General features: G+C 65.6%; 16 protein-coding genes. 7 read left to right on the forward strand and 9 right to left on the reverse strand.

The window, feature by feature from the left end; all coding sequences use genetic code 11:
• Positions 1 to 124: 124 nt before the first annotated feature.
• The 3 genes from infB to rimP are packed head-to-tail and all read right to left on the reverse strand — an operon-like array spanning position 125 to position 5,050.
• A complete protein-coding gene (gene infB, locus VK98_RS01650; RefSeq protein WP_048412381.1) occupies positions 125 to 3,055 on the reverse strand; it encodes a translation initiation factor IF-2 in 2,931 nt (976 codons plus the stop codon).
• Positions 3,056 to 3,094: 39 nt separating this feature from the next.
• Positions 3,095 to 4,573, reverse strand: a complete 1,479-nt coding sequence (gene nusA, locus VK98_RS01655; protein ID WP_048412382.1) for a transcription termination factor NusA — start codon at positions 4,571 to 4,573, stop codon at positions 3,095 to 3,097.
• Positions 4,574 to 4,624: 51 nt separating this feature from the next.
• Positions 4,625 to 5,050, reverse strand: coding sequence for a ribosome maturation factor RimP (rimP, locus tag VK98_RS01660; protein WP_048412383.1), 426 nt, complete (start codon positions 5,048 to 5,050; stop codon positions 4,625 to 4,627).
• 313 nt (positions 5,051 to 5,363) lie between these two features.
• On the opposite strand from rimP, the gene VK98_RS01665 reads away from it, so the two are divergent.
• The 7 genes from VK98_RS01665 to VK98_RS01695 all read left to right on the forward strand — a co-directional run bounded on the left by VK98_RS01665 (position 5,364) and on the right by VK98_RS01695 (position 13,729).
• On the forward strand, positions 5,364 to 7,046 hold the full coding sequence (locus VK98_RS01665) for a long-chain-fatty-acid--CoA ligase (protein ID WP_048412384.1): 1,683 nt from the start codon (positions 5,364 to 5,366) through the stop codon (positions 7,044 to 7,046).
• Between the two features lie 132 nt (positions 7,047 to 7,178).
• Entirely contained in the window at positions 7,179 to 8,306 is a 1,128-nt protein-coding gene (locus VK98_RS01670) for a PilT/PilU family type 4a pilus ATPase (protein ID WP_231589188.1), read from the forward strand.
• A 7-nt stretch (positions 8,307 to 8,313) separates the two neighbouring features.
• Positions 8,314 to 8,664, forward strand: coding sequence for an arsenate reductase (locus tag VK98_RS01675; protein WP_048412386.1), 351 nt, complete (start codon positions 8,314 to 8,316; stop codon positions 8,662 to 8,664).
• Positions 8,661 to 9,794 carry a succinyl-diaminopimelate desuccinylase gene (dapE, locus tag VK98_RS01680; RefSeq protein ID WP_048412387.1) on the forward strand — a complete coding sequence of 378 codons (1,134 nt, stop codon included), beginning with the start codon at positions 8,661 to 8,663 and terminating at the stop codon, positions 9,792 to 9,794. Before VK98_RS01675 ends, dapE begins: the two co-directional genes overlap by 4 nt.
• Before the next feature lie 146 nt (positions 9,795 to 9,940).
• A complete protein-coding gene (locus tag VK98_RS01685; RefSeq protein ID WP_048412431.1) occupies positions 9,941 to 10,570 on the forward strand; it encodes a MarC family protein in 630 nt (209 codons plus the stop codon).
• A gap of 289 nt (positions 10,571 to 10,859) precedes the next feature.
• On the forward strand, positions 10,860 to 12,221 hold the full coding sequence (gene ccoG / locus VK98_RS01690) for a cytochrome c oxidase accessory protein CcoG (RefSeq protein WP_048412388.1): 1,362 nt from the start codon (positions 10,860 to 10,862) through the stop codon (positions 12,219 to 12,221).
• A 113-nt stretch (positions 12,222 to 12,334) separates the two neighbouring features.
• Positions 12,335 to 13,729: a PLP-dependent aminotransferase family protein gene (locus tag VK98_RS01695; RefSeq protein WP_048412389.1), complete on the forward strand. Its 1,395-nt coding sequence runs from the start codon at positions 12,335 to 12,337 to the stop codon at positions 13,727 to 13,729.
• Between the two features lie 46 nt (positions 13,730 to 13,775).
• Here the strand turns inward: VK98_RS01695 and VK98_RS01700 are convergent, their stop codons facing one another.
• The 6 genes from VK98_RS01700 to VK98_RS01725 form a co-directional block, all read right to left on the reverse strand.
• The gene (locus VK98_RS01700) at positions 13,776 to 14,909 is read right to left on the reverse strand and encodes a branched-chain amino acid ABC transporter substrate-binding protein (RefSeq protein WP_082158715.1); all 1,134 of its coding nucleotides are present in this window, start codon (positions 14,907 to 14,909) and stop codon (positions 13,776 to 13,778) included.
• A gap of 103 nt (positions 14,910 to 15,012) precedes the next feature.
• Entirely contained in the window at positions 15,013 to 16,494 is a 1,482-nt protein-coding gene (locus tag VK98_RS01705; protein WP_048412390.1) for an aldehyde dehydrogenase, read from the reverse strand.
• A 12-nt stretch (positions 16,495 to 16,506) separates the two neighbouring features.
• The gene (gene dapA / locus VK98_RS01710; protein WP_048412391.1) at positions 16,507 to 17,382 is read right to left on the reverse strand and encodes a 4-hydroxy-tetrahydrodipicolinate synthase; all 876 of its coding nucleotides are present in this window, start codon (positions 17,380 to 17,382) and stop codon (positions 16,507 to 16,509) included.
• A 43-nt stretch (positions 17,383 to 17,425) separates the two neighbouring features.
• Positions 17,426 to 18,838, reverse strand: coding sequence for a Na+/H+ antiporter NhaC (nhaC, locus tag VK98_RS01715; RefSeq protein WP_048412392.1), 1,413 nt, complete (start codon positions 18,836 to 18,838; stop codon positions 17,426 to 17,428).
• Between the two features lie 89 nt (positions 18,839 to 18,927).
• On the reverse strand, positions 18,928 to 20,172 hold the full coding sequence (locus tag VK98_RS01720) for an FAD-binding oxidoreductase (protein WP_048412393.1): 1,245 nt from the start codon (positions 20,170 to 20,172) through the stop codon (positions 18,928 to 18,930).
• 1 nt (position 20,173) lies between these two features.
• Positions 20,174 to 21,175: a 4-hydroxyproline epimerase gene (locus VK98_RS01725; protein WP_048412394.1), complete on the reverse strand. Its 1,002-nt coding sequence runs from the start codon at positions 21,173 to 21,175 to the stop codon at positions 20,174 to 20,176.
• Positions 21,176 to 21,320 lie beyond the last annotated feature (145 nt).

The raw sequence follows: 21,320 nt of genomic DNA on the forward strand, positions 1-21,320 counted from the left end.
CGAAACCCAAGAAATGACACGGCGCGGGCCGCCATGTCATTTCGTGGTTTTCGCGGCGAAAATTAAAAAAGGCGAGCGCCCGCCGACCTCACGGTCAGACCGGCACCCGCCCCTGGCGTCCCGCTTACAGGGAACGCGCCACTTCCACGATTTCGAACGCTTCCAGCTGGTCGCCTTCCTGGATGTCGTTGAAGTTTTTCAGCATCAGGCCGCATTCGTAGCCCTGCTTCACTTCCTTCACGTCGTCCTTGAAGCGCTTCAAGGAGTCCAGTTCGCCGGTGTGCACCACCACGTGGTTGCGGATCAGACGGATCGAAGCGGTGCGCTTGATCATGCCGTCGGTCACCATGCAACCCGCGATATTGCCCACCTTGGACACCGGGATCACCTGACGGATTTCCACCGTGCCCAGGATCTGTTCTTTCTTCTCCGGAGCCAGCATGCCGGACAGCGCCGCTTTCACTTCGTCCACCGCATCGTAGATGATGTTGTAGTAGCGGATGTCCACGCCTTCGCTCTCCGCCAGCTTGCGGGCGGCGGCGTCGGCACGGGTGTTGAAGCCGATCACGATGGCCTTGGAGGCGATCGCCAGGTTGACGTCGGATTCGGAGATGCCGCCCACGCCGGAGTGCAGGATGCCCACGCGGACTTCGTCGGTGGACAGCTTCTGCAAGCTGCCGGCCAGCGCTTCGTAGGAACCTTGCACGTCGGCCTTGATGATGATGGACAGGGTTTGCACCTCGCCCTCCGCCATCTGCGCGAACATGTTCTCCAGCTTGGCCGCCTGCTGTTTGGCCAGACGCACGTCGCGGAACTTGCCGGCGCGGAACAAGGCGATTTCGCGCGCCTTCTTCTCGTCGGCCAGAGCCATCGCGTCTTCGCCGGCTTGCGGCACGTCGGACAGACCCAGGATCTCCACCGGAATCGCCGGACCGGCGGATTCGATGGCCTTGCCGTTTTCGTCCATCATCGCGCGGATGCGGCCGAAGGCGGTGCCCGCCAGTACCACGTCGCCCTTCTTCAGGGTGCCGGACTGAACCAGCAGCGTGGCCACCGGGCCGCGACCCTTGTCGAGGCGAGCCTCGACGATGATGCCCTTGGCCGGCGCCTCCACCGGAGCCTTCAGCTCCAGCACTTCGGCTTGCAGCAGGATGGCTTCCAGCAGCGCGTCGATGTTCTGGCCCATCTTGGCCGACACTTCGACGAACTGGGTGTCGCCGCCCCAGTCTTCCGGCACCACTTCATGCGATACCAGTTCCTGACGGATGCGCTCGACGTTGGCGCCCTGCTTGTCGATCTTGTTCACCGCCACCACCATCGGCACCTTGGCCGCTTTGGCGTGGTGGATGGCTTCGATGGTCTGCGGCATCACGCCGTCGTCCGCCGCCACCACCAGCACCACGATGTCGGTGGCCTTGGCGCCGCGGGCACGCATCGCGGTAAACGCTTCGTGACCCGGGGTGTCCAGGAAGGTGATCATGCCGCGCGGGGTTTCCACGTGGTAGGCGCCGATGTGCTGGGTAATGCCGCCGGCTTCGCCCGCGGCGACCTTGGCGCGGCGGATGTAATCCAGCAGCGAGGTCTTGCCGTGGTCGACGTGGCCCATCACGGTCACCACCGGGGAGCGCGGCAGTTCCGCCACTTCCACGGCTTCGCCGCCGCCCAGTTCCAGGTAGGCTTCCGGATCGTCGGCCTGAGCCGCCTTCGGCACGTGGCCCATTTCTTCCACCACGATCATCGCGGTTTCCTGATCCAGCACCTGGTTGATGGTCACCATCATGCCCATCTTCATCAGCGCCTTGATCACCTCGACGGCCTTGACGGCCATCTTGTGCGCCAGGTCGGCGACGGAAATGGTTTCCGGCACCAGCACTTCATGCACGATGGGTTCGGTCGGCGCCTGGAAGGCGTGCTGATTGTTCTGCTTGTGACGGCTTTTGCCGCCGCGGGATTTCCAGTCGTTGCCGGCATCGCCGCCCTTGGTCCTCAGACCGCGGCCGCCCTTCTTGCCTTCGTCCCAGCGATCGCCGCCCTTCTTGCCGCCGCCGCCTTTCTTGGCGTCGGGACGGCCGGCCACGGTGGCCGGAACCGCCGGAGCGCCGGGCGCGCCGGCAGCAGCCGGACGCGGGCCGCGGTTGTCGCCCGCCGGACGCGGGCCACGGTTGTCGCCAGCCGGGCGCGGGCCGCGGTTGTCGCCTGCCGGACGCGGGCCGCGGTTGTCGCCTGCCGGGCGCGGGCCGCGGTTGTCGCCTGCCGGACGCGGGCCGCGATTGTCGCCGGCGCCGGCCGGACGACGGTCGTCGCGGCGCGGTTCTTCGCGGCGAGCCGGCGGCTCAGCGGCGCGCACCGGCTCGGGAGCCGGCGGCGGTTGCAAGGCGGCCTGGCGCGCGGCCTGGCGGCGCTCTTCGCGTTCGATCTTTTCACGCATCAGCGCTTCTTGGCGGGCGCGGAAGGCGGCTTGGCGCTTCTCTTCCGCTTCGCGAGCGGCGATTTCTTCCGGGCTCAGGATGGAGGCCACGGTAGGACGCTGCGCCGGAGCGGCCGGCTTGGGAGCGGCCGGTTTGGCGGCTTCCTGGCGCGGCGCTTCAGCCGGCTTCGGCTCGGGCTTGGCTTCCGCGGCTTGCGGAGCCGGTTCCGGCTTGGGCTCGGGCTTGGCTTCCGGTTTCGGTTCGGGCTTGGCTTCCACCGCCGGAGCCGGCGCCGGTTCCGGCGCCTTCACCGGCTCGGCCGGGCTGGACTCGGCCGCGGCGGGCTGAGCCGCGGACGCTTCTTCCGGGCGCACCACGAAACGCTTCTTGCGGGTCTCCACCTTGACGGTGCTGCCGTCGGCGGTCTTGATCTCGCTGGTGGACTTGCGCGTCAGGGCGATGCGCGACTCTTCGTCGCGCGCGCCGTGGGAGCGCTTCAGATAGTCAAGAAGCTGGGACTTGTCTTGCGCGGATAGCGCGTCATCCGGCGAGCGTTTGCTCACGCCGGCCGCGCCCAGCTGTTCCAGCAGGCGTTCCGGTGTGAGGTTCAGCTCACTGGCAAATTGTTTTACGTTTGTCAAAACCATGCGTCTTCCCAAATTCTGTAAATTCTTTCCGGACAGGCCTTACTGGTCGAACCAGTGCTCGCGCGCCTTCATGATGACGGCGCGGGCGGTCTCGGCCTCCATGCCGGTCATGTCCACCAGATCGTCCACGGCCAAATCGGCCAGATCGTCGCGGGTGATCACGCCGCCTTCGGCCAGCTTGCGAACCAGCTCGGCGTCCAGGCCCTCGATATCGCGCAGGCCATCGGAAACGCTTTCCACCTTTTCTTCGGACGCAATAGCCTGTGTCAAAAGAGCGTCACGTGCGCGGCTGCGCAGATCGTTGACCAGCTCTTCATCAAACCCTTCAATCTCCAGCATCTCCGCAATCGGCACATAAGCCACTTCTTCCAAAGCGGCAAAGCCTTCTTGCACCAGTACGGCGGCGACGTCTTCGCTCACGCCCAGGGCGCTTACGAACAGATCACGCACGGCGGCGTCTTCCGCCTGATGCTTTTCTTCAGCCTCGGCAACGGTCATGATGTTGAGGTACCAGCCGGTCAACTCGGCGGCCAGCTTGACGTTCTGGCCGCTGCGGCCGATGGCCAGCGCCAGTTGCTCCTCCTCCACCACCACGTCCATGCTGTGGTTGTCTTCGTCCACCATGATGCGGCTGACTTCAGCCGGCGACAGCGCGTTGATCACGAACTGAGCCGGTTCCGGCGCCCACAACACAATGTCGATGCGCTCGCCGCCCAGCTCCTGGCTGACCGACTGAACGCGGGAACCGCGCATGCCGATGCAGGTGCCCTGCGGATCGATGCGCGCGTCGTTGGCCTTGACGGCGATCTTGGCGCGCATGCCGGCGTCGCGCACGGCGGCCTTGATCTCCAGCAGACCTTCGTCGATTTCCGGCACTTCCAGCTCGAACAGCTTGGTCAGGAAATCCGGAGAGGTGCGCGACAGCACCAGCTGCGGGCCGCGACCCAGACGATCGATGCGCAACAGGAAAGCCTTGACGCGGTCGCCCACGCGCAGGTTTTCCTTGGGGATCATCTGATCGCGCGGCAGCACCGCTTCCAGCTTGCCGCATTCGACGATGGCGTTGCCGCGCTCGATGCGTTTGATGGTGCCGGTCACCAGGTGCTCGCGGCGCTGCAGGAACTCGTTCAGCAGCTGCTCGCGCTCAGCGTCGCGAATGCGTTGCAGGATCACTTGCTTGGCGGTTTGCGCGCCGATGCGGCCAAACTCCACCGCCTCCATCGGCTCTTCGATGAACGCGCCCACTTCAATGCGCGGATCGCGCTCGCGCGCGTCGATTACGCCGATTTCCTTGCTTTCCGATTCCAGCAGCTCGTCTTCCACCACCAACCAGCGGCGGAAGGTCTGATATTGACCGCTGTGGCGGTCGATTTCGACGCGCACGTCCATCTCGTCATCGGTAAACTTTTTCTTGGTTGCCGAGGCAAGCGCCATCTCAAGGGCGGAGAACACCACATCCTTGCTGACATTCTTTTCGCTCGCCAGGGCATCCACCAGCAACAAAATCTCGCGACTCATTCATTCCTCTCCGATTTTTGTCCTTTTGCGTGGCTTATGGCCGTCCAGACATCAAAACTCAGGCTCCAGCCTGGCCTTGTCGATATTGGCAAACGGAATCGCCACGATGCGGCCATCCACATCCAGCTTCACAGAGTCTTCCTCGACCCCGGCAAGACGACCGGTAAATTTCTTCTGCTGCTCGATCGGCATGCGCGTCTTGATCTTGGCAAGCTTTCCGGCGAAGCGGACGAAATCAGCCTCTTTCTTCAGCGGACGGTCCAAGCCCGGCGAAGACACTTCGAGTCGCTCGTAGTCGATGTTCTCGACCATGAAAAGGCGGGTGAAGTGATTGCTCACCTGGACGCAATCTTCCACGGTGATGCCACCCGGCTTGTCGATAAAAACGCGAAAACCGCCCCCTGGGGTCATTTCAAGATCGACCAACTCGTAGCCGAGACCCGGCAGGGTGTTTTCCAGCAGCAAACGAACATCCATTGCTTTTTCCACAAATAAAAAATGGGCGAAACGCCCATCCCTAACCGACGCGATTGTAACCTATTCCATTGAAAAAGAAAACCGGCGAACCGCCCCCCTCCAACGGGACGAGACGGCTGTTTGCGCCGGACTTCTTTGCGAGCGGTTCCAGTTACGGTACATTACCGGGCACTCAAACAGCAGTTTGACGTCATGAGCGGCCAAGCCGCCGCGACATAACAAATATATAGTCACCAAATAGGTACGACGCCCGCCGGCGCGCGACACGCTGGCGCGACTCTCGTTAACCAGCACGATGGAGAAACCGGGATTTATGGAAAAGGTGTGGCTCAAAAACTACCAGCCGGGCGTAGCTCACGAAATCGACATCAACCAGTTTCAATCCGTGGTCGAGGTCTTCGACCGCAGCGTAAAGAAATTCCATGACCGCCCCGCGCTGGCCTGCATGGGCAAAGAGCTCAGCTATCGCGAGATGGACCAGCTCTCCGGCCAGTTCGCCTCCTATCTGCAGCATGAGCTGAAACTCCAGAAGGGCGACCGCGTCGCGGTGATGATGCCCAATTTGCTCCAATATCCGGTCGCGGTGTTCGGCACCCTGCGCGCCGGCGGCACCGTGGTCAACGTCAACCCGCTGTACACCCCGCGCGAGCTGGAGCATCAGCTGAAGGACTCCGGCGCCGAAACCATCGTGATCCTGGAGAACTTCGCCAACGTGCTGGAGCAGGTGCTGCCTCGCACCCAGGTCAAGCACGTGATCGTGGCCTCCATCGGCGAGATGCTGGGCTTCGCCAAGGGCATGCTGGTCAACTTCGTGGTGCGCAAGGTCAAGAAGATGGTGCCGCCGTGGCGCCTGCCCGGCCATGTCCGCTTCGGCGACGCCCTGTCCCGCGGCGCGCGCGCGCCTTACCGGCCGGTGGAGCTGGGCCATGAGGACATCGCCTTCCTGCAATACACCGGCGGCACCACCGGCGTGTCCAAGGGCGCGATGCTGCTGCACCGCAATATCGTCGCCAATATGCTGCAGGCCGGCGAGTGGGTGAAGCCGGTGATCCGTCCGGGACAGGAGATCATCGTCACCGCGCTGCCGCTTTATCATATCTTCTCCTTGACCGCCAACCTGATGGTGTTCACCGAGGTGGGGGCGCTCAACATCCTGATCACCAATCCGCGCGACATTCCCGGCTTCATCAAGGAAATGAGCAAGTACCCGATCACCTGCATGACCGGGGTCAACACCCTGTTCAACGCGCTGCTGAACAACCCCGAGTTCGCCAAGCTGAACTTCTCCACCTGGCGCCTGGCGCTGGGCGGCGGCATGGCGGTGCAAAAGGCGGTGGCGGACAAGTGGAAGCAAGTGACCGGCGTCACCCTGGTGGAGGCTTACGGCCTGACCGAGGCCAGCCCGGCCGTGTGCATGAACCCGCTGGATCTCGCCGCCTACAACGGCGCCATCGGCGTGCCGGTGCCCTCCACCGAGATGCAGCTGCGCGACGCGGACGGCAAGGAGGTCGCCCCCGGCGAGCAGGGCGAGCTATGCATCCGCGGCCCTCAGGTGATGAGAGGCTATTGGAACCGGCCGGACGAAACCGCCAAGGTGCTGAGCCCGGACGGCTTCCTCGCCACCGGCGACATGGCCATGCTGACGACGGACGGCTTCGTCAAGCTGGTGGACCGCAAGAAGGACATGATCCTGGTGTCCGGCTTCAATGTTTACCCCAACGAGATCGAAGACGTGGTGGCCGGCCACGCCGGCGTGCTGGAAGTGGCCTGCATCGGCGTGCCGGACGACAAGTCCGGCGAGGTGGTCAAGGTCTTCGTGGTGCGCAAGGACCGCGCGCTGACGGAAAAGGACATCATCCAGCATTGCCGCGACAATCTGACCGGCTACAAGGTGCCCAAGCTGGTGGAGTTCCGCGACGAACTGCCCAAGACCAATGTCGGCAAGATTCTGCGCCGCGCGCTGCGCGACGAGAACAGCGGCGCCAAACCCGCCTGATCCATGCAGACGCCATGAAATCGCCGCCGCCCGTCCTGTCGGGCGGCGTTTTTTTTGGCCGCGGGACGGCTACACTTTAAAACAGCCGCTCCATTGATGAACCTTGCCGCTTCCGGGTGCACGATTATGTTGATGCTGCCGTTTTTCAAATTGATGGCCGAACGCCGCGCCAGTGATCTGTTCTTCACCAGTTTCTCGCCGCCGATGATCAAGCAGAACGGCGAGCTGCTGCCGCTGAACGAAAAACCGCTGACCGCGGACATGGTCAAGCAACTGGCCTACAGCCTGATGAGCGAAGAAGAGATAGGCGTCTTCGAACAGGAACGCGAGATGAACCTGGGCCATCCGGTGCCCGGCCTCGGCAGCTTCCGCATCAATATCTTCTGGCAACGCGGCTCGGTGGGCATGGTGGTGCGCTACATCCTGCCCAATATTCCGTCGCTGGATCATTTGCAGCTGCCGCCGGTGCTCAGCGAGCTGATCAAGCTCAAGCGCGGCCTGATCCTGGTGGTCGGCTCCACCGGCTCCGGCAAGAGCTCCACCGTGGCGGCGATGCTGCAAACCCGCAACCAAAGCATGAGCGGCCACATCCTCACCGTGGAGGACCCGATCGAATTCCTGTTCCGCCACGACAAATCCATCGTCAACCAGCGCGAAGTCGGCTTCGACACCCTCTCCTACGCCCGCGCGCTGAAGAACGCGATGCGCGAGGCGCCGGACGTGCTGATGATAGGCGAGATCCGCGACCCGGAAACCCTGACCCAGGCGGTCACCTACGCCCAATCCGGCCATTTGTGCATTTCCACGCTGCACGGCAACAACAGCTATCACATGCTGAGCCGGGTCATCAATTTCTTCCCGGCGGAAAGCCGCGCCGCGCTGCTGATGGACCTGTCCTCCGCGCTGAAGGCCGTGGTTTCGCAGCGGCTGATCCCCACCGTGGACGGGGCCCGAGTGCCGGCGATCGAAATCCTGATCAACACCGCGCGCATTTCGGAGTTGATCCGCAACGGAGAGATAGACAAAATCAAGGAGGCCATCGAAAGCAGCATGAGCGATGGTTCGCAAACCTTCGAACAGGCGTTGTACCGGCTCTACAGCGCGGGACGCATCAGCCTGGACGAGGCCCTGAGAAACGCCGACTCGCCCACCAACCTGTACTGGTTGATCAATCAGAGCAAGGAAAAAGCGGCGAGCGGCGACGATAAGCAAACCGGCGGCGAGCCGCCAAGCTTCGACAGCATCAAACTGGACCTGTAACCCACCCATGATTACTCTTTACGGCATCCCCAATTGCAGCACCGTCAAAAAAGCGCGCCAATGGCTGAGCGACAACGGCCTCGACTACCACTTCCATGATTTCAAAAAACAGGGCGCGGACGCCGCCAGCCTGGAGCGCTGGGCCGACGCGGTCGGCCTCGCCAAGCTGATCAACCGCCAGGGCACCACCTGGCGCGTGCTGCCGGACGAGGTCAAGGCCGGCGCCGAGCAACTGCCGGCCGCGCTGGCGCTGATGCAGGCCAACCCCTCGGTGATCAAGCGCCCGGTGCTGGACGCCGGCGGCAAGATCAGCGTCGGCTTCGTCGAAGCCGACTGGGCGGAGCGCCTGCTGAAATGAGCGCAACCTTAGAACTGGCGCGGCAGCTGATCCGGCTGGATTCGGTGACCCCGCGCGACCAAGGCTGCCAGGAGCTGATGATAGCCCGGCTGGAAGCCATAGGCTTTCGCGTCGAGCGCATGCGCTTCGGCGACGTCGACAACTTCTGGGCGCGCCGCGGCGACGCCGGCCCGCTGGTCTGCTTCGCCGGCCACACCGACGTGGTGCCCACCGGCCCGCTGGAACAATGGGACAGCCCACCGTTCGAGCCCACCGTCCGCAACGGCCTGCTCTACGGCCGCGGCGCCGCCGACATGAAGGCCTCGCTGGCCGCCTTCGTCACCGCTTGCGAGGACTTCGTCGCCCGCCATCCTGAACATCCCGGCTCCATCGCCCTCCTGATCACCTCGGACGAGGAAGGCGTGGCGGTGGACGGCAGCGTCAAGGTGGTGGACGCGCTGGAGGCGCGCGGCGAAACCATAGACTATTGCATCGTCGGCGAACCCACCTCGGACCAGGCGCTGGGCGACACCATCAAGAACGGCCGCCGCGGCTCGCTGTCCGGCCATTTGATCGTGCACGGCATCCAGGGCCACATCGCCTACCCCCACCTGGCCAAGAACCCGGTGCATCTGATGGCGCCGGCGCTGGCCGAACTGGCGGCGACGCGCTGGGACGAGGGCAACGCCTTTTTCCCGCCCACCAGCTGGCAGGTGTCCAACATCCACGCCGGCACCGGCGCCAGCAACATCATCCCCGGCCATTGCGACATCCGCTTCAACTTCCGTTTCTCGCCGGAGAGCAGCGCGGAATCGCTGAAGGAGCGCGTCTGCGCCATCCTGGATCGCCACGGCCTGGGCTACGAGCTGCACTGGCAGCTGTCCGGCCAGCCCTTCCTGACCCAGCCGGGCAAGCTCACCGAGGCCCTGGGCCGCGCCATCGCCGACGCCACCGGCCGCCGGGCCGAGCTGTCCACCACCGGCGGCACCTCGGACGGCCGCTTCATCAAGCGCATCGCGCGCGAGCTGGTGGAGTTCGGCCCGGTCAACGCCACCATCCACAAGCTGAACGAGTGCGTGGAAGTGGCCGACGTCGAGCCGCTGTCCGAGATTTACCGCCGCACGCTGGAGCAGTTGCTGAACGCGGACTGAGCCGAATTCCGGCTATGCTGAAACCGGTTGCGCCCGATGGCGCCAACCGGTTTTTTTACGCGGAGCGACCCGGTCTGACGCAGTGCCGACGCTTCCCGTCTCCCGCCTGAATGCGGCGTCCTCCAGCGAAAGGTATGATCCGAACCATGGAAGTCGAAATCGCAAAAATATTCATCGCGCTGCTGGTGCTGGTCAATCCGTTGGGCGCCATCCCCATCTTCATCAGCCTGACGCCCACCTCCAACCAGCTGGAGCGCAAGAAGATCGCCAAGACCACGGCCATCGCCGTGGCCATCGTGCTCTGCCTGTTCGCCGTCGTCGGCGAAACCCTGCTGCGCTTTCTCGGCATCAGCGTCGGCTCCTTCCAGGTGGGCGGCGGCCTGCTGGTGATGCTGATCGCCATCGCGCTGATGAACGCCAAGCCGGGGCCGACCAAGACCACCAAGGTGGAGCGCGAGGAGGCCGAAACCAAGACCAATATCGCCGTGGTGCCAATGGCCATCCCGCTGATGACCGGGCCCGGCACCATCTCAACCGTGATCATCTATGCGACTACGGCCGCGTCGTGGGTACAGGTGGTTTACCTTTTGGTGAGCAGTTTGCTGGTGGCCATCACCTGCTACGGCGCGCTGGTGCTGGCCTCGCCGCTGTCGCGTCTGCTGGGCCAGACCGGCATCAACATCGTCAACCGGGTGATGGGCATGCTGCTGGCGGCGGTGTCGGTGGAGATCATCGTGGACGGGATTTATCGGCTTTTCCCGCAGCTTGCCCGATAAAATCCCGCGAAACCCACAATCTCGGCAGGATTATTGTGCGGCGGCGATCAGCACAGCGCCACGCGGCCGATGCCGGACAAAGCCGGGCCGGCGCCAGGCAGCGCCCGCCGCCCGCACCGGCAAACCCGTTGTTTTCACTTGAAGTTTTCACTGGGCGCGGCCAAGCCCGCGCTCCCATCTGTATATAGACAGACGGCGCTGTATACACATTTTCAAAGACAACTGTTCATTGTTTGTACCGATCCCAAGCAGTACTAATAAGGGGTTTTCATCCAATGGTCATTTTGCCATGTCTAGCCAGCAAGCCGTCCCCATCAAAATCTATCCGCGCCTGACCACCGGCCGCTTCAACAACGTTCGGGTGTTCATGGTTCTCGCTACCCAACTGGTGTTCTTCGGCCTGCCCTGGTTGCAGTGGAACGGCAGACAGGCTGTGCATCTGGACCTGGAACAGCACCGCTTCCTGATCTTCGGCCTCACTTTCTGGCCGCAGGACTTCATCTTTTTCGCCGCCTTGCTGGTGATCTGCGCGCTGGGCCTGTTCCTATGGACCGCGCTGGCCGGCCGGCTGTGGTGCGGCTATAGCTGTCCGCAGACAGTCTACACCCAGATCATGTTGTGGATCGAACGGCTGACCCTGGGCGACCACAACGCGCGCCGCAAGCTGGACGCCGCGCCGATGAGCGTGAACAAGCTGACGCGCAAGACGCTGTCGCACGGACTGATGGGCCTGTTCTCGCTGTTCACCGGCTTCACCCTGGTCGGCTACTTCACCCCGGTGCGCGAACTGGCCGCCGCCGCGCCCAGCCTGGCCTACGGCCCGTGGGAAAGCTTCTGGATCCTGTTCTACGGCGGCTTCACCTGGCTGCTGGCCGGCGTGCTGCGCGAGAAGGTCTGCCTGCACATGTGCCCGTACGCGCGCTTCCAGGGCGCGATGTTCGACAACGACACCCTGATCATCTCCTACGACAACCGCCGCGGCGAACCGCGCGGCAAGAGCAAGCAAGCCGCCGACAAAGCGCGCGGCAGCTGCATCGATTGCGGCATCTGCGTGCAGGTCTGCCCCACCGGTATCGACATCCGCAACGGCCTGCAATACGAGTGCATAGGCTGCGCCGCCTGTATCGACGCCTGCGACCAGGTGATGGACAAGATCCATGCGCCGCGCGGGCTGATCCGCTACACCAGCGCCGCCGCGCTGGAAGCCGCCGGCAAGCCGGAACGCCCCAGCGGCAGCCATCGCCCGCGGGTCATCGTTTACTCCAGCCTGCTGGCCGGCATCATCGCCCTGTCCACCACCGCGCTGATCCTGAAAAAACCGTTCAAGGTGGACGTGCTGCGCGACCGCGCGGTCCTGGTGCGCGCCACCGACGACGGCCTGCTGGAAAACAGCTACAACCTGAAGCTGATCAACACCAGCGAACAGGCGCAGCGCTTCAAGATCCAGGTGGAAGGCCTGCCCAGCCTGAAGCTGGACAAGCCCGGACAGATTGTCGAAGTCGCGCCCACCCGGACCGAAACCGTCACCGTGCGGGTGCAGGCCGAACCCGAGCACGCCACCCGCGGCGCGCACGACATCTACTTCGTGGTCAGCTCTCTGAGCCATGACGGTAGTATGATCAGGGAAAAATCCAGCTTCATCGGCGAATGAAGCCGGGACCCGCCGACGTTTTTCGGAAGCAAGCAAACGTCGACGGGCCCAGGCAGTCCATCAGGAGTCATGCCGCGGCGCGACGCCGCCGCGGCCCAACCGCCAGGAATACAATGAGCAAGACCAGTCAACTGAGCCAGCGCTTTCGCCATGCCATCGAGCAAGGCCATCTGCGCCCCGGCGACCGCATGCCCTCGCTGCGCAAACTGTGCCTGGACCACAAGGTCAGCATCACCACCGCCCAACGCGCTTACGCCGAATTGGAAAAGCAGGGCCTGATCGAATCGCTGCCCCGCTCCGGCTTCCGGGTGCTGGGCCTGTCCTCGCTGTCGCTGCGCCAGGCGCCGCCGCTGCCGGACCATCCCGGCGAGTTCCGCGCCGAGCACCTGACCATGGCGCTGCCCATGCCTTGGGGCTGCCCGTTCATGAACCCGGTGCTGATCAACACCACGCCGCTGACCCGCGCGCTGACCCGCGCGCTCAGCGATTACCGCTACGCGCTGTCCAGCACCGACAGCGAAGGCTACGAGGGCTTGCGCCGAGAACTGGCGCTGCGCTACCTGGCCCAGGGAGTGGAGCTGGACGGCGAGGAAATGCTGATCACCTGCGGCGGCATGGAGGCGCTGAACCTGGCGATCCGCTCGGTGGCCCGCCTCAGCGGCAGCGATTGCATGCTGGTGATCACCCCGGCCTTCCCGCCCATCTTCGAACAGCTTGAGCACCTGGAGCTGCGCGCCGTCGGCTTCAACTGTCCGCCGGGGCAACCGCTGGACCTGGAACGGCTGGAGGCGCTGCTGATCCAGCACCAGCCGGCCGGCATCATCGCCATGCCCAATTTCCAGCACCCCACCGGCCAGGTGATGAGCGATTCGCAAAAAGCCGCGCTGCTGGCGCTGGCGGAACGCCACCGCGTGCCCATCATCGAGGACGACACCTATCGCGAGCTGTACTTCGGCGAAGGCGCGCCGCTGCCGCTCAAGGCTTTCGATCAGCGCGGCAGCGTGCTGCACTGTTCCTCGTTCAGCAAATCGCTGGCCCCCGGCTATCGCGTCGGCTGGATCGCCGCCGGTCGCTTCCGCGACAGCATCCTGGGCCTGAAGCTGTGCAGTTCGCTGGCCACGCCGCTGCCCAGCCAGATGGCGCTGGCGCGGCTGCTGGCCGGCGGCCATCACGAGGACATGCTCAGTCTGCTGCGCCAGCGGCTGCAAAACAATCTGGCCGCGCTGCAACAACAGATCGCCGTCCACTTCCCCGCCGATTGCAGGATGGCGCGGCCGCAAGGCGGCTACTTCCTGTGGGTGGAGCTGCCGCCCGGCGTCGATTGCCGCCGCCTGCTGCCGATGGCGATGCAGCAAGGACTGCACTTCGCGCCGTCGCAGATGTTCCACACCCCGGGACAGGACACCGGCAACGCGATGCGCCTGAACTTCAGTTTCTTCGATCCTCTGCAACACCGCACCGGCGTGCCGCTGCTGGCCGAGCTGCTCAGCCCGGCCAACGTCCGCTGAAGCCGGCCCCTTGCCGCCGCCCGGACGGGCGGCGGCCGGCCTCCTGTCACTGCATCACCGCCCGCGTCGTCCACTGGCCGTTTTTGACCTCGGAAATCGTCACCGCCGCCTTATTGAGATCGCCCTTGGCGTTAAAGGAAAAATTAGTGCTGACCCCGGTGTAGCTGAGCTTGGCCAGGACCGGCATGAAACGCGCCGGCTCCACCGATCCCGCCTGCTGCATCGCGGCGGCCACCAGCATCATGCCGTCGTAGAACTGCGGCCCCAGCAGCACCACGTCCTGCTTGAAACGCGCCTGATAGCGCTGGCGGAAGACCTTGCCCGCCGGCCGATCGTTCAACTGGCCGCCGGGAATGCCGGCGAAGTGGCCGTTGGCGCTGTCGCCGGCCAGGCTGAGAAAGGTCGGCGTTTGCAGCATGTCGCCGCCCAGCAGCTTGGCGTCCAGGCCCAGCCGCTTCATCTGCTTGGCCATCGGCGCGGCCTGGGCGTCGGCGCCGCCGTAGAAGACCACCTGGGGCCGCAAGGGCTTGACCGCGGTCAGGATGGCGGAAAAATCGCTGGCCTTGTCGTTGGTGTACTCGCGACGGGCGATCTTGCCGCCGCTGGCCTGCACCGCCTTGGCGAACTCGTCGGCGATGCCCTGGCCGTAGGCGGTGCGGTCGTCTATCACCACGATGCTGCCCGCCTTCAAGGTCTGTACCGCGAAGCGGCCCAGCGCCGCGCCCACCTGGCTGTCGCTGCCCACCAGCCGGAAAGTGGTGCGATAGCCCTGCTGGGTGTAAGCCGGGTTGGTGGACACCGACAGCTGCGGAATGCCGGCGGCGGCGTAGATGCGCGCCGCTGGAATCGACACCCCGGAATTAAAATGACCGAGCACCGCCTTGACGCCGGAGTCGACGAAGCGCTGCGCCACCTGGGTGCCGATGCGCGGATCGGCCTGGTCGTCTTCCGCCAACAGCTGGAAGCGCACCGGCTGGCCGCCAACCTGTACCTTGCGCGCGTTCAGGTCGTCCACCGCCAGCCGCGCGGCGTTTTCATTGTCCTTGCCGTAATGGGCCTGCGGGCCGGACAAGGGCGAGGCGAAGCCGATCTTGACCACGGTTTCGGCAGCTGCCGGCCAGGGGCCTATCATCAAGGCGGCGCCGGCAAGCGCCGCCCGCAAGGGGATAATGGGTTTCATCTCGTCTCTCCTTTGTTTTGACATGGGTGCTGCGGGAACAAGCCGGCGCCGCGCCTGCGGAGCCGGCCGGGCGCGCCGGCGGCGGATCAGACCGCGCCGGACGCTAGTTCACGTACCAGATGGTCTTGGTCTGCTGGTATTGCTCCAGCGCCTCCAGACCCTTGTCGCGGCCGCCGAAGCCGGACTGCTTGAAACCGCCGAACGGCGTGCTGATGTCGCCTTCGGAAAAGCCGTTGACCGATACCGTGCCGGCGCGCAAGGCGGCGGCGACGCGCTGCGCGCGCTTGACGTCGCGGGTGTACAGCGAGGCGGCCAGGCCGTAGACACTGTCGTTGGCCAAGCGCACCGCTTCTTCCTCGCTGTCGAAGGTGCTTACCGCCAGGATCGGCCCGAAGATTTCCTCCTGGAAAATGCGCATCTTGGCGCTGACCTGGTCGAAGATGGTGGGCTCGATATACCAGCCGCTGCCCAGCTCTGCGTGAATGCGGCCACCGAGCACCAGCCGCGCGCCCTCGGCCTTGGCCACCTCCAGATAGGCTTTCACCCGTTCGAAGTGGGCCTGCTCCACCAGCGGACCCACCTGCACCGTCGGGTCGGTGGGCAGACCCAGCTTCCAGCCGGCCAGCCGCTGCTTGAGCTTCTCCAGCAGCGCGTCCTTGACGCCGGCGGCGACGATCAAACGCGAGCCGCAGCTGCAGTTCTCGCTCATATTCCAGAACGCGGCGGCCAGCACGTCGTCGACGATATCGTCCAGCGCCGCGTCCTCGAACACCAGTTGCGGGCTCTTGCCGCCCAGCTCCAGCACCACCTCCTTCAGATTGCTGTCGGCGGCGTATCGCAGGAACAGACGCCCCACCTCGGTGGAGCCGGTGAAGGACACCATGTCCACGTCCGGATGCCGGCCCAGCGCCTCGCCCACCGCCAGCCCGGAGCCGGTGACCAGGGTCAGCGCGGCGGCGGGGATGCCGGCCTGGTGCGCCAGCTGGGTGATGCGGTAGGCGCTGAGTGAGGTCTGCTTGGCCGGCTTCACCACCACCGAATTGCCGGCGGCCAGCGCCGGCGCCACTTTCCACGCGTACATCTGCGCCGGGAAGTTCCACGGCAGCACCGCGCCCACCACGCCTATCGGCTCCTTGACGATGAAGCCCAGCGCCTCCGGCCCGGTGGGCGCCACCTTGCCGTAGCACTTGTCTATCGCCTCCGCGTACCAGGCGAAGGTGTCCAGCGTGGCCGGCAGATCGGTGTTCAGGCATTCGGTGATCGGCTTGCCGGCGTCGATGCAGTCCAGCGCCGCCAGCTCCTCAACGTGCTCATGCAATAACGCCACCCAGCGCTGCATCGTCTGCTTGCGCTCGGCCGGCGGCCGGCGCGACCATTCGCCGGACTCGAAGCAGGCGCGCGCCGCCGCCACCGCGGCGTCGACGTCGGCGGCGTCGCCGGCGGCGACATGGCCGATCAGGCTGTTGTCCATCGGCGTCCGGTTCTCCAGCCGCTCCCCCCTGCCCTCATGGCCGGGAATCAGCAGGCCGGCCCACAAGCGCCCGGCGCGTGCGCTGTCGAATACCGCTTCCTTGTTCAATGCCATCTCCGTCTCCTGTTAACGATCGAACGCGGCCAGCGCGTCGAGAAAAGCCTTGGCTTCCGCGTTCGGCAAGGGCAGCAGCGGCAGGCGCACATCGCCGGCGTCGACGCCGTGGCGGCGTACGCCCAGCTTGGCTTTCTGGTTGTAGCCGCCGGACTCCATCGCCTGGATCGCCGGATACATCGCCGCCATCAGCGTGCGCACTCGCGCCCAGTCCTCGGCCTTGGCCGCGTTAAGCATCGCCGCCTGCTCGCCGGGGAAAACATTGGCCGCGCCGCTGATCCAGCTGCGCACGCCCCAGAACAGGAAGTCCGCCGCCTGGTCGTCGCAGCCGCAGATCACTTCGAAATCCGGCAGCCGCGCCTGGATCAGCGCCAGCGCGCGGCTGAAGTCGCCGCTGCTTTCCTTGATGCCGACGATATTGGGGTCGCGGCTCAGCTCGATCACGCTGGCGATGTCTATCGACACGCCGGCGCGCGCCGGGAAGTTGTAGAGAATGATGGGCAGCGCGCTGGCGGCGGCCACCGCCTTGAAGTGGGCGACGATGCCGGCCTGGTCCGGCAGGCTGTAGGCCGGCGGCGCCAGCATCAGCGCCTCGTAGCCCAGCTCCGCCGCCTGGCGCGCGCGCGCTATCGCGCCGCGGGTGGACAGATCGTTGGCGCCGGCGATCAGCCGCAGCCGGCCCTTGCCCGCCTTGGCCACGCACTCCAGCACTTGGCGGCGCTCGTCTTCGTCCAGCGCGTAGTACTCGCCGGTGGTGCCGCAGGCGACGATGCCGGCGACGCCCTGTTCGATGAAGCGCTCGACCAGCTGCCGCAGCGCCGCCAGGTCCAGGCGACCGTCGCGGTCGAAAGGCGTGACGATGGGAACCAGAATGCCTTGTTGTTGCATGGGGTGTTTCCTTTGTGCTTGGGGTGGAGGGAAGCCGCGCGGCTCAGGCCGGCGCCGCGGCCGCGGCGCCGGCGGGCCGGACGCGCCAGATGGCGATGTCGGCGTAGCCGTAGAACACGCTGATGGCGATCACCAGCAGGTGGTACCAAAGAAAGGGCAGGTATTGCAGCGTGGACACGCCCAGCGTCGCCGCCATGAACACGCCGCCGTCGCTCCACGGCACCATCGGCGCCGTCACCGTGCCGCCGGCCTCGACATTGCGCGACAACACCCGGCGCTCTATGCCCTGCAGGTCGTAATTGCGTTCGGTGATGGTGCTGGCGGTGATCAGCGACACATAGGCCGCGCCGCCAAAGAAGTTGCCGAAAAAGCCGCCCAGCAGCGTGGAGACGGTCAGCCGCCCCGGATTATTGGCCCAGCGCAGGAAGTTGGCGCTGATCACCTCCAGGATGCCGGCGCGCTCCATCAGGCCGCCCAGGCCCAGAGCGAACAGGATCAGCGCGATCACGCTGAGCATGGATTCGATGCCGCCGCGGTTGAGCAAGGTGTTGAGAAACTCGATGTCGGACGCGGTGCGGTTGCCGAAGTACGCGGTGCGCACCGCGTCCAGCAAGGGCATGCCCTGCGCCCACCAGGCGCAGACCACGCCCATCACCGCGCCGGCGGTGATCACCGGAATCGACGGCAGCCGCATCGCCAGCATCGCGATCACCGCCGCCGCCGGCAGCAGCAGCCAGCCGTTGACGGTGAAATGCGAGCCCAAGGCCTGCATCGCCTGATCGGCGCGGCTGGTGTCCAGGCCGGCGTCCACATAAAAAAAGCCGACGCCGAGAAACAGCAAGGTGGTCAACAGCGTGGCCGGCACGCTGACCCACATCATCGAGCGGATGTGGTCGATCAAGTCCACCTTGCACAGCGAGGCGGTCATCACCGTGGTGTCCGACAACGGCGACATCTTGTCGCCGACGTAGGCGCCGGAAATCACCGCGCCGGCCACCAGCGGCAAGGGCATGCCGAAGCTGTAGCCTATGCCCATCATCGCGATGCCGGCGGTGCCGGCGGTGCCGAAAGAGGTGCCAGTGGCCAGCGAGGTCAGCATGCAGATGATGAAGGCTGCGGCCAGGAAAATCTGCGGGCTCATGATGGCCAGGCCGTAGTAGATGATGGCCGGCACCACGCCGCCGGCGATCCAGGTGCCGATCAAGGCGCCGACGGTGATCAGCACCAGCACCGCCACCATGCCGTTGTAGATGCCCTGGATCAGGCCCTGCTGCATATCGTCGTAACTGCGGCCCAACCAGTTGCCCAGGCCTATCACCAGGAACCAGCTGCTGAACAAGGCCAGCTGGATCGGCAGGTCCAGCACATTGAGGAACAGGAACATGATGGCGATGAAACCGGCCATCACCGCGACGACCTGGGTTGCGCTCGGCAACCGTGGCGATCTTGCTTGCATGACGTTTCTCCTCTGCTTCGGGTGGGTGACCGGCGGCGTCGAGGCCGCCGGCGCGGAGAGGCCGCGGCGCGGCAGATCGTAAACACGCTCTAAAAACGCGCCAGTCGGTAAGGATGCACGTCCAGGCCGGACGGGCGCCGCAACACCATGTCGCGCAGCAGCGCGCCGGTGGTGGCGGCCAGCGTCAGGCCCAGATGGCCGTGGCCGAAGGCGAAATACAGGCCGGCGCGGTCCGGCGCCGGGCCGATGACCGGCACGGTGTCCGGCAGCGACGGCCGATTGCCCATCCACAGCGTCATGCCGTCGGTGGAAAAATCGCCGACGATGCGCCGTGCCTTGTCCAGCAGTATCTCGGCGCGGCGCCAGTCCGGCGCCGCGTCGCGGTGCGCCAGCTCCACGGTGCCGGCCAGCCGCAGGCCGCCGTCGGCCAGCGGCAGGATCACGAAGCTTTCGCTGGCGCACTGGATGAAATGGCGCAAGGCCACGCCGGCCTTGGGCAGGTTGACGTGATAGCCGCGCTCGCTTTCCAGCGGCACCCGGTAGCGGCACTGGCGGGTGAAGCGGTCGCTCCAGATGCCGGCGGCGACGATCACCTCCCCGGCCGCCAGCGTGCGGCCGTCGGCGCAGACCACGCCGTCCACCTTGCCGCCGCGCTCGCTCAGCGCCGTCGCCTCCGCTTGCTCGAAACCGCCGCCGGCGGCGACGAAGGCGTCGAACAGGCCGCGGCTGAACAGATAGGGATCGTCGACATGTGACCAGTCCGCCACCTTGACCGCGCGCGCCCAGCCGTCGCGCAGCGCCGGCTCGCAGGCCTGGGCCGCCGCCTGGTCCAAGGCCTGCCAGGCCACGCCGTGCTCGGCCTTTCGCCGCCAGGCCGGCAAAGCCTGCTCGAGCTCGGCGGCGTCGCGGTACAAGGTCAGCGCGCCGTGGCGCCGCCACATGCCCTCCAGCCCGGCCAGCTCCACCAGCGGCGCGTAGTCGGCGGCGGCGCGGTTCAGCAAGGCCGCCAGCGCGCGGGTCAGCGCCGCCACCCTGGCCGGGCGGCTGGCCAGCGCGAAGCGCGTCAGCCACGGCGCCAGCGTCGGCAGATAGCGCCAGCGCACCGCCAGCGGCCCCAGCGGGTCCAGCAGCCAGCCGGGCAGCCGCCGCCAGACGCCGGGTTCGGCCAGCGGGATCACGTCGCTGACCGCCAGCGCGCCGGCGTTGCCGTAGCTGGTTTCCCGCGCCGGCTCGCCGCGGTCCAGCAACAGCACCTCGAGGCCGGCCAGCCTCAATTGCAGCGCCGTGGCGATGCCCACCACGCCGGCGCCGACGACAATGACGCGAGCGCTCATCTCAGGCCACCTCGAAGCCGTGGACATAGGGGTCGGCGTCGTCCAGCAGGATTCGGTTGTAGCCGGTGAAGCGCGCCCAGCCCTGCACCGAGGGCACGATGGCCGGGTAATCGCCCACCCGGGTCTCCGCCAGCACGCGGCCGACGAACTGGCTGCCGATCAGGCTCTCGTGGACGAAGTCCTCGCCCACGGCCAGCAGGCCGCGCGCATGGCGTTGCGCCAGCCGCGCCGAGGTGCCGGTGCCGCACGGCGAGCGGTCCAGCGCCGACTCGCCGTACAACACCGCGTTGGCGCCGCTGGAACCGGCGCTCTTGGCCGCGCCGGTCCACTGGCAATGGCGGACGCCGCGGATGTTCGGGTCCAGCGGATGGACGATGTCGTAATGCCGGTTCAGGTATTCGCGCAGCTCGCGCCCCATCGCCACCAGTTGCGCCGGCGAGTAATCCGCCATGTCGCGATAGCCCGGCTGCGTCTCGACGATGGGATAGAAATTGCCGCCGTAGGCGATGTCCACCCGCAAGCGCCCCAGCGCCGACACCTCAGCCTCCACGTCCCGCAGATAGAGAAAGGACGGCACATTGGTCAGCGTCACCGCGGCGACCTTGTCGCCCTCCATCCGGTACTGCGCCGCCACCTTGCCCGCCGGCGTGTCCAGGTTCAGCACCCCGGGCGTTGCCGGCGTCACCAGGCCGTGCTCCAGCGCCATGGTGACCACGCCTATGGTGCCGTGGCCGCACATCGGCAGGCAGCCGCTGGTCTCGATGTAAAGCACCGCGATGTCGCAGTCCTCCCGCGTCGACGGATACAGGAAGGCGCCGGACATCTGCGCGTGGCCGCGCGGCTCGAACATCAGGCCGGTGCGTATCCAGTCATAGCGGCGGATGAAGTCCAGCCGCCTCTCCGCCTGCGTCTCCCCTTCCAGCCGCGGGCCGCCGTTCGCCACCAGCCGCACCGGGTTGCCGCAGGTATGGCCATCGAGACATTCGAATTCGCTCACCGCCATGATCTTGCTCCTCGCTTGTGATGGAGCCACTCTAACCTCGTCGTTTTTTGAATACAATTTTCAAGGCACGACGCACACTAACCGCAGCAAAGAAATGGCTTTGATTTATATCAAAAATAATTTATTAATCAATAAAATCAAATAT

This window comes from Chromobacterium sp. LK11 (assembly GCF_001043705.1).
GTDB classification, from domain to species: domain Bacteria; phylum Pseudomonadota; class Gammaproteobacteria; order Burkholderiales; family Chromobacteriaceae; genus Chromobacterium; species Chromobacterium alkanivorans.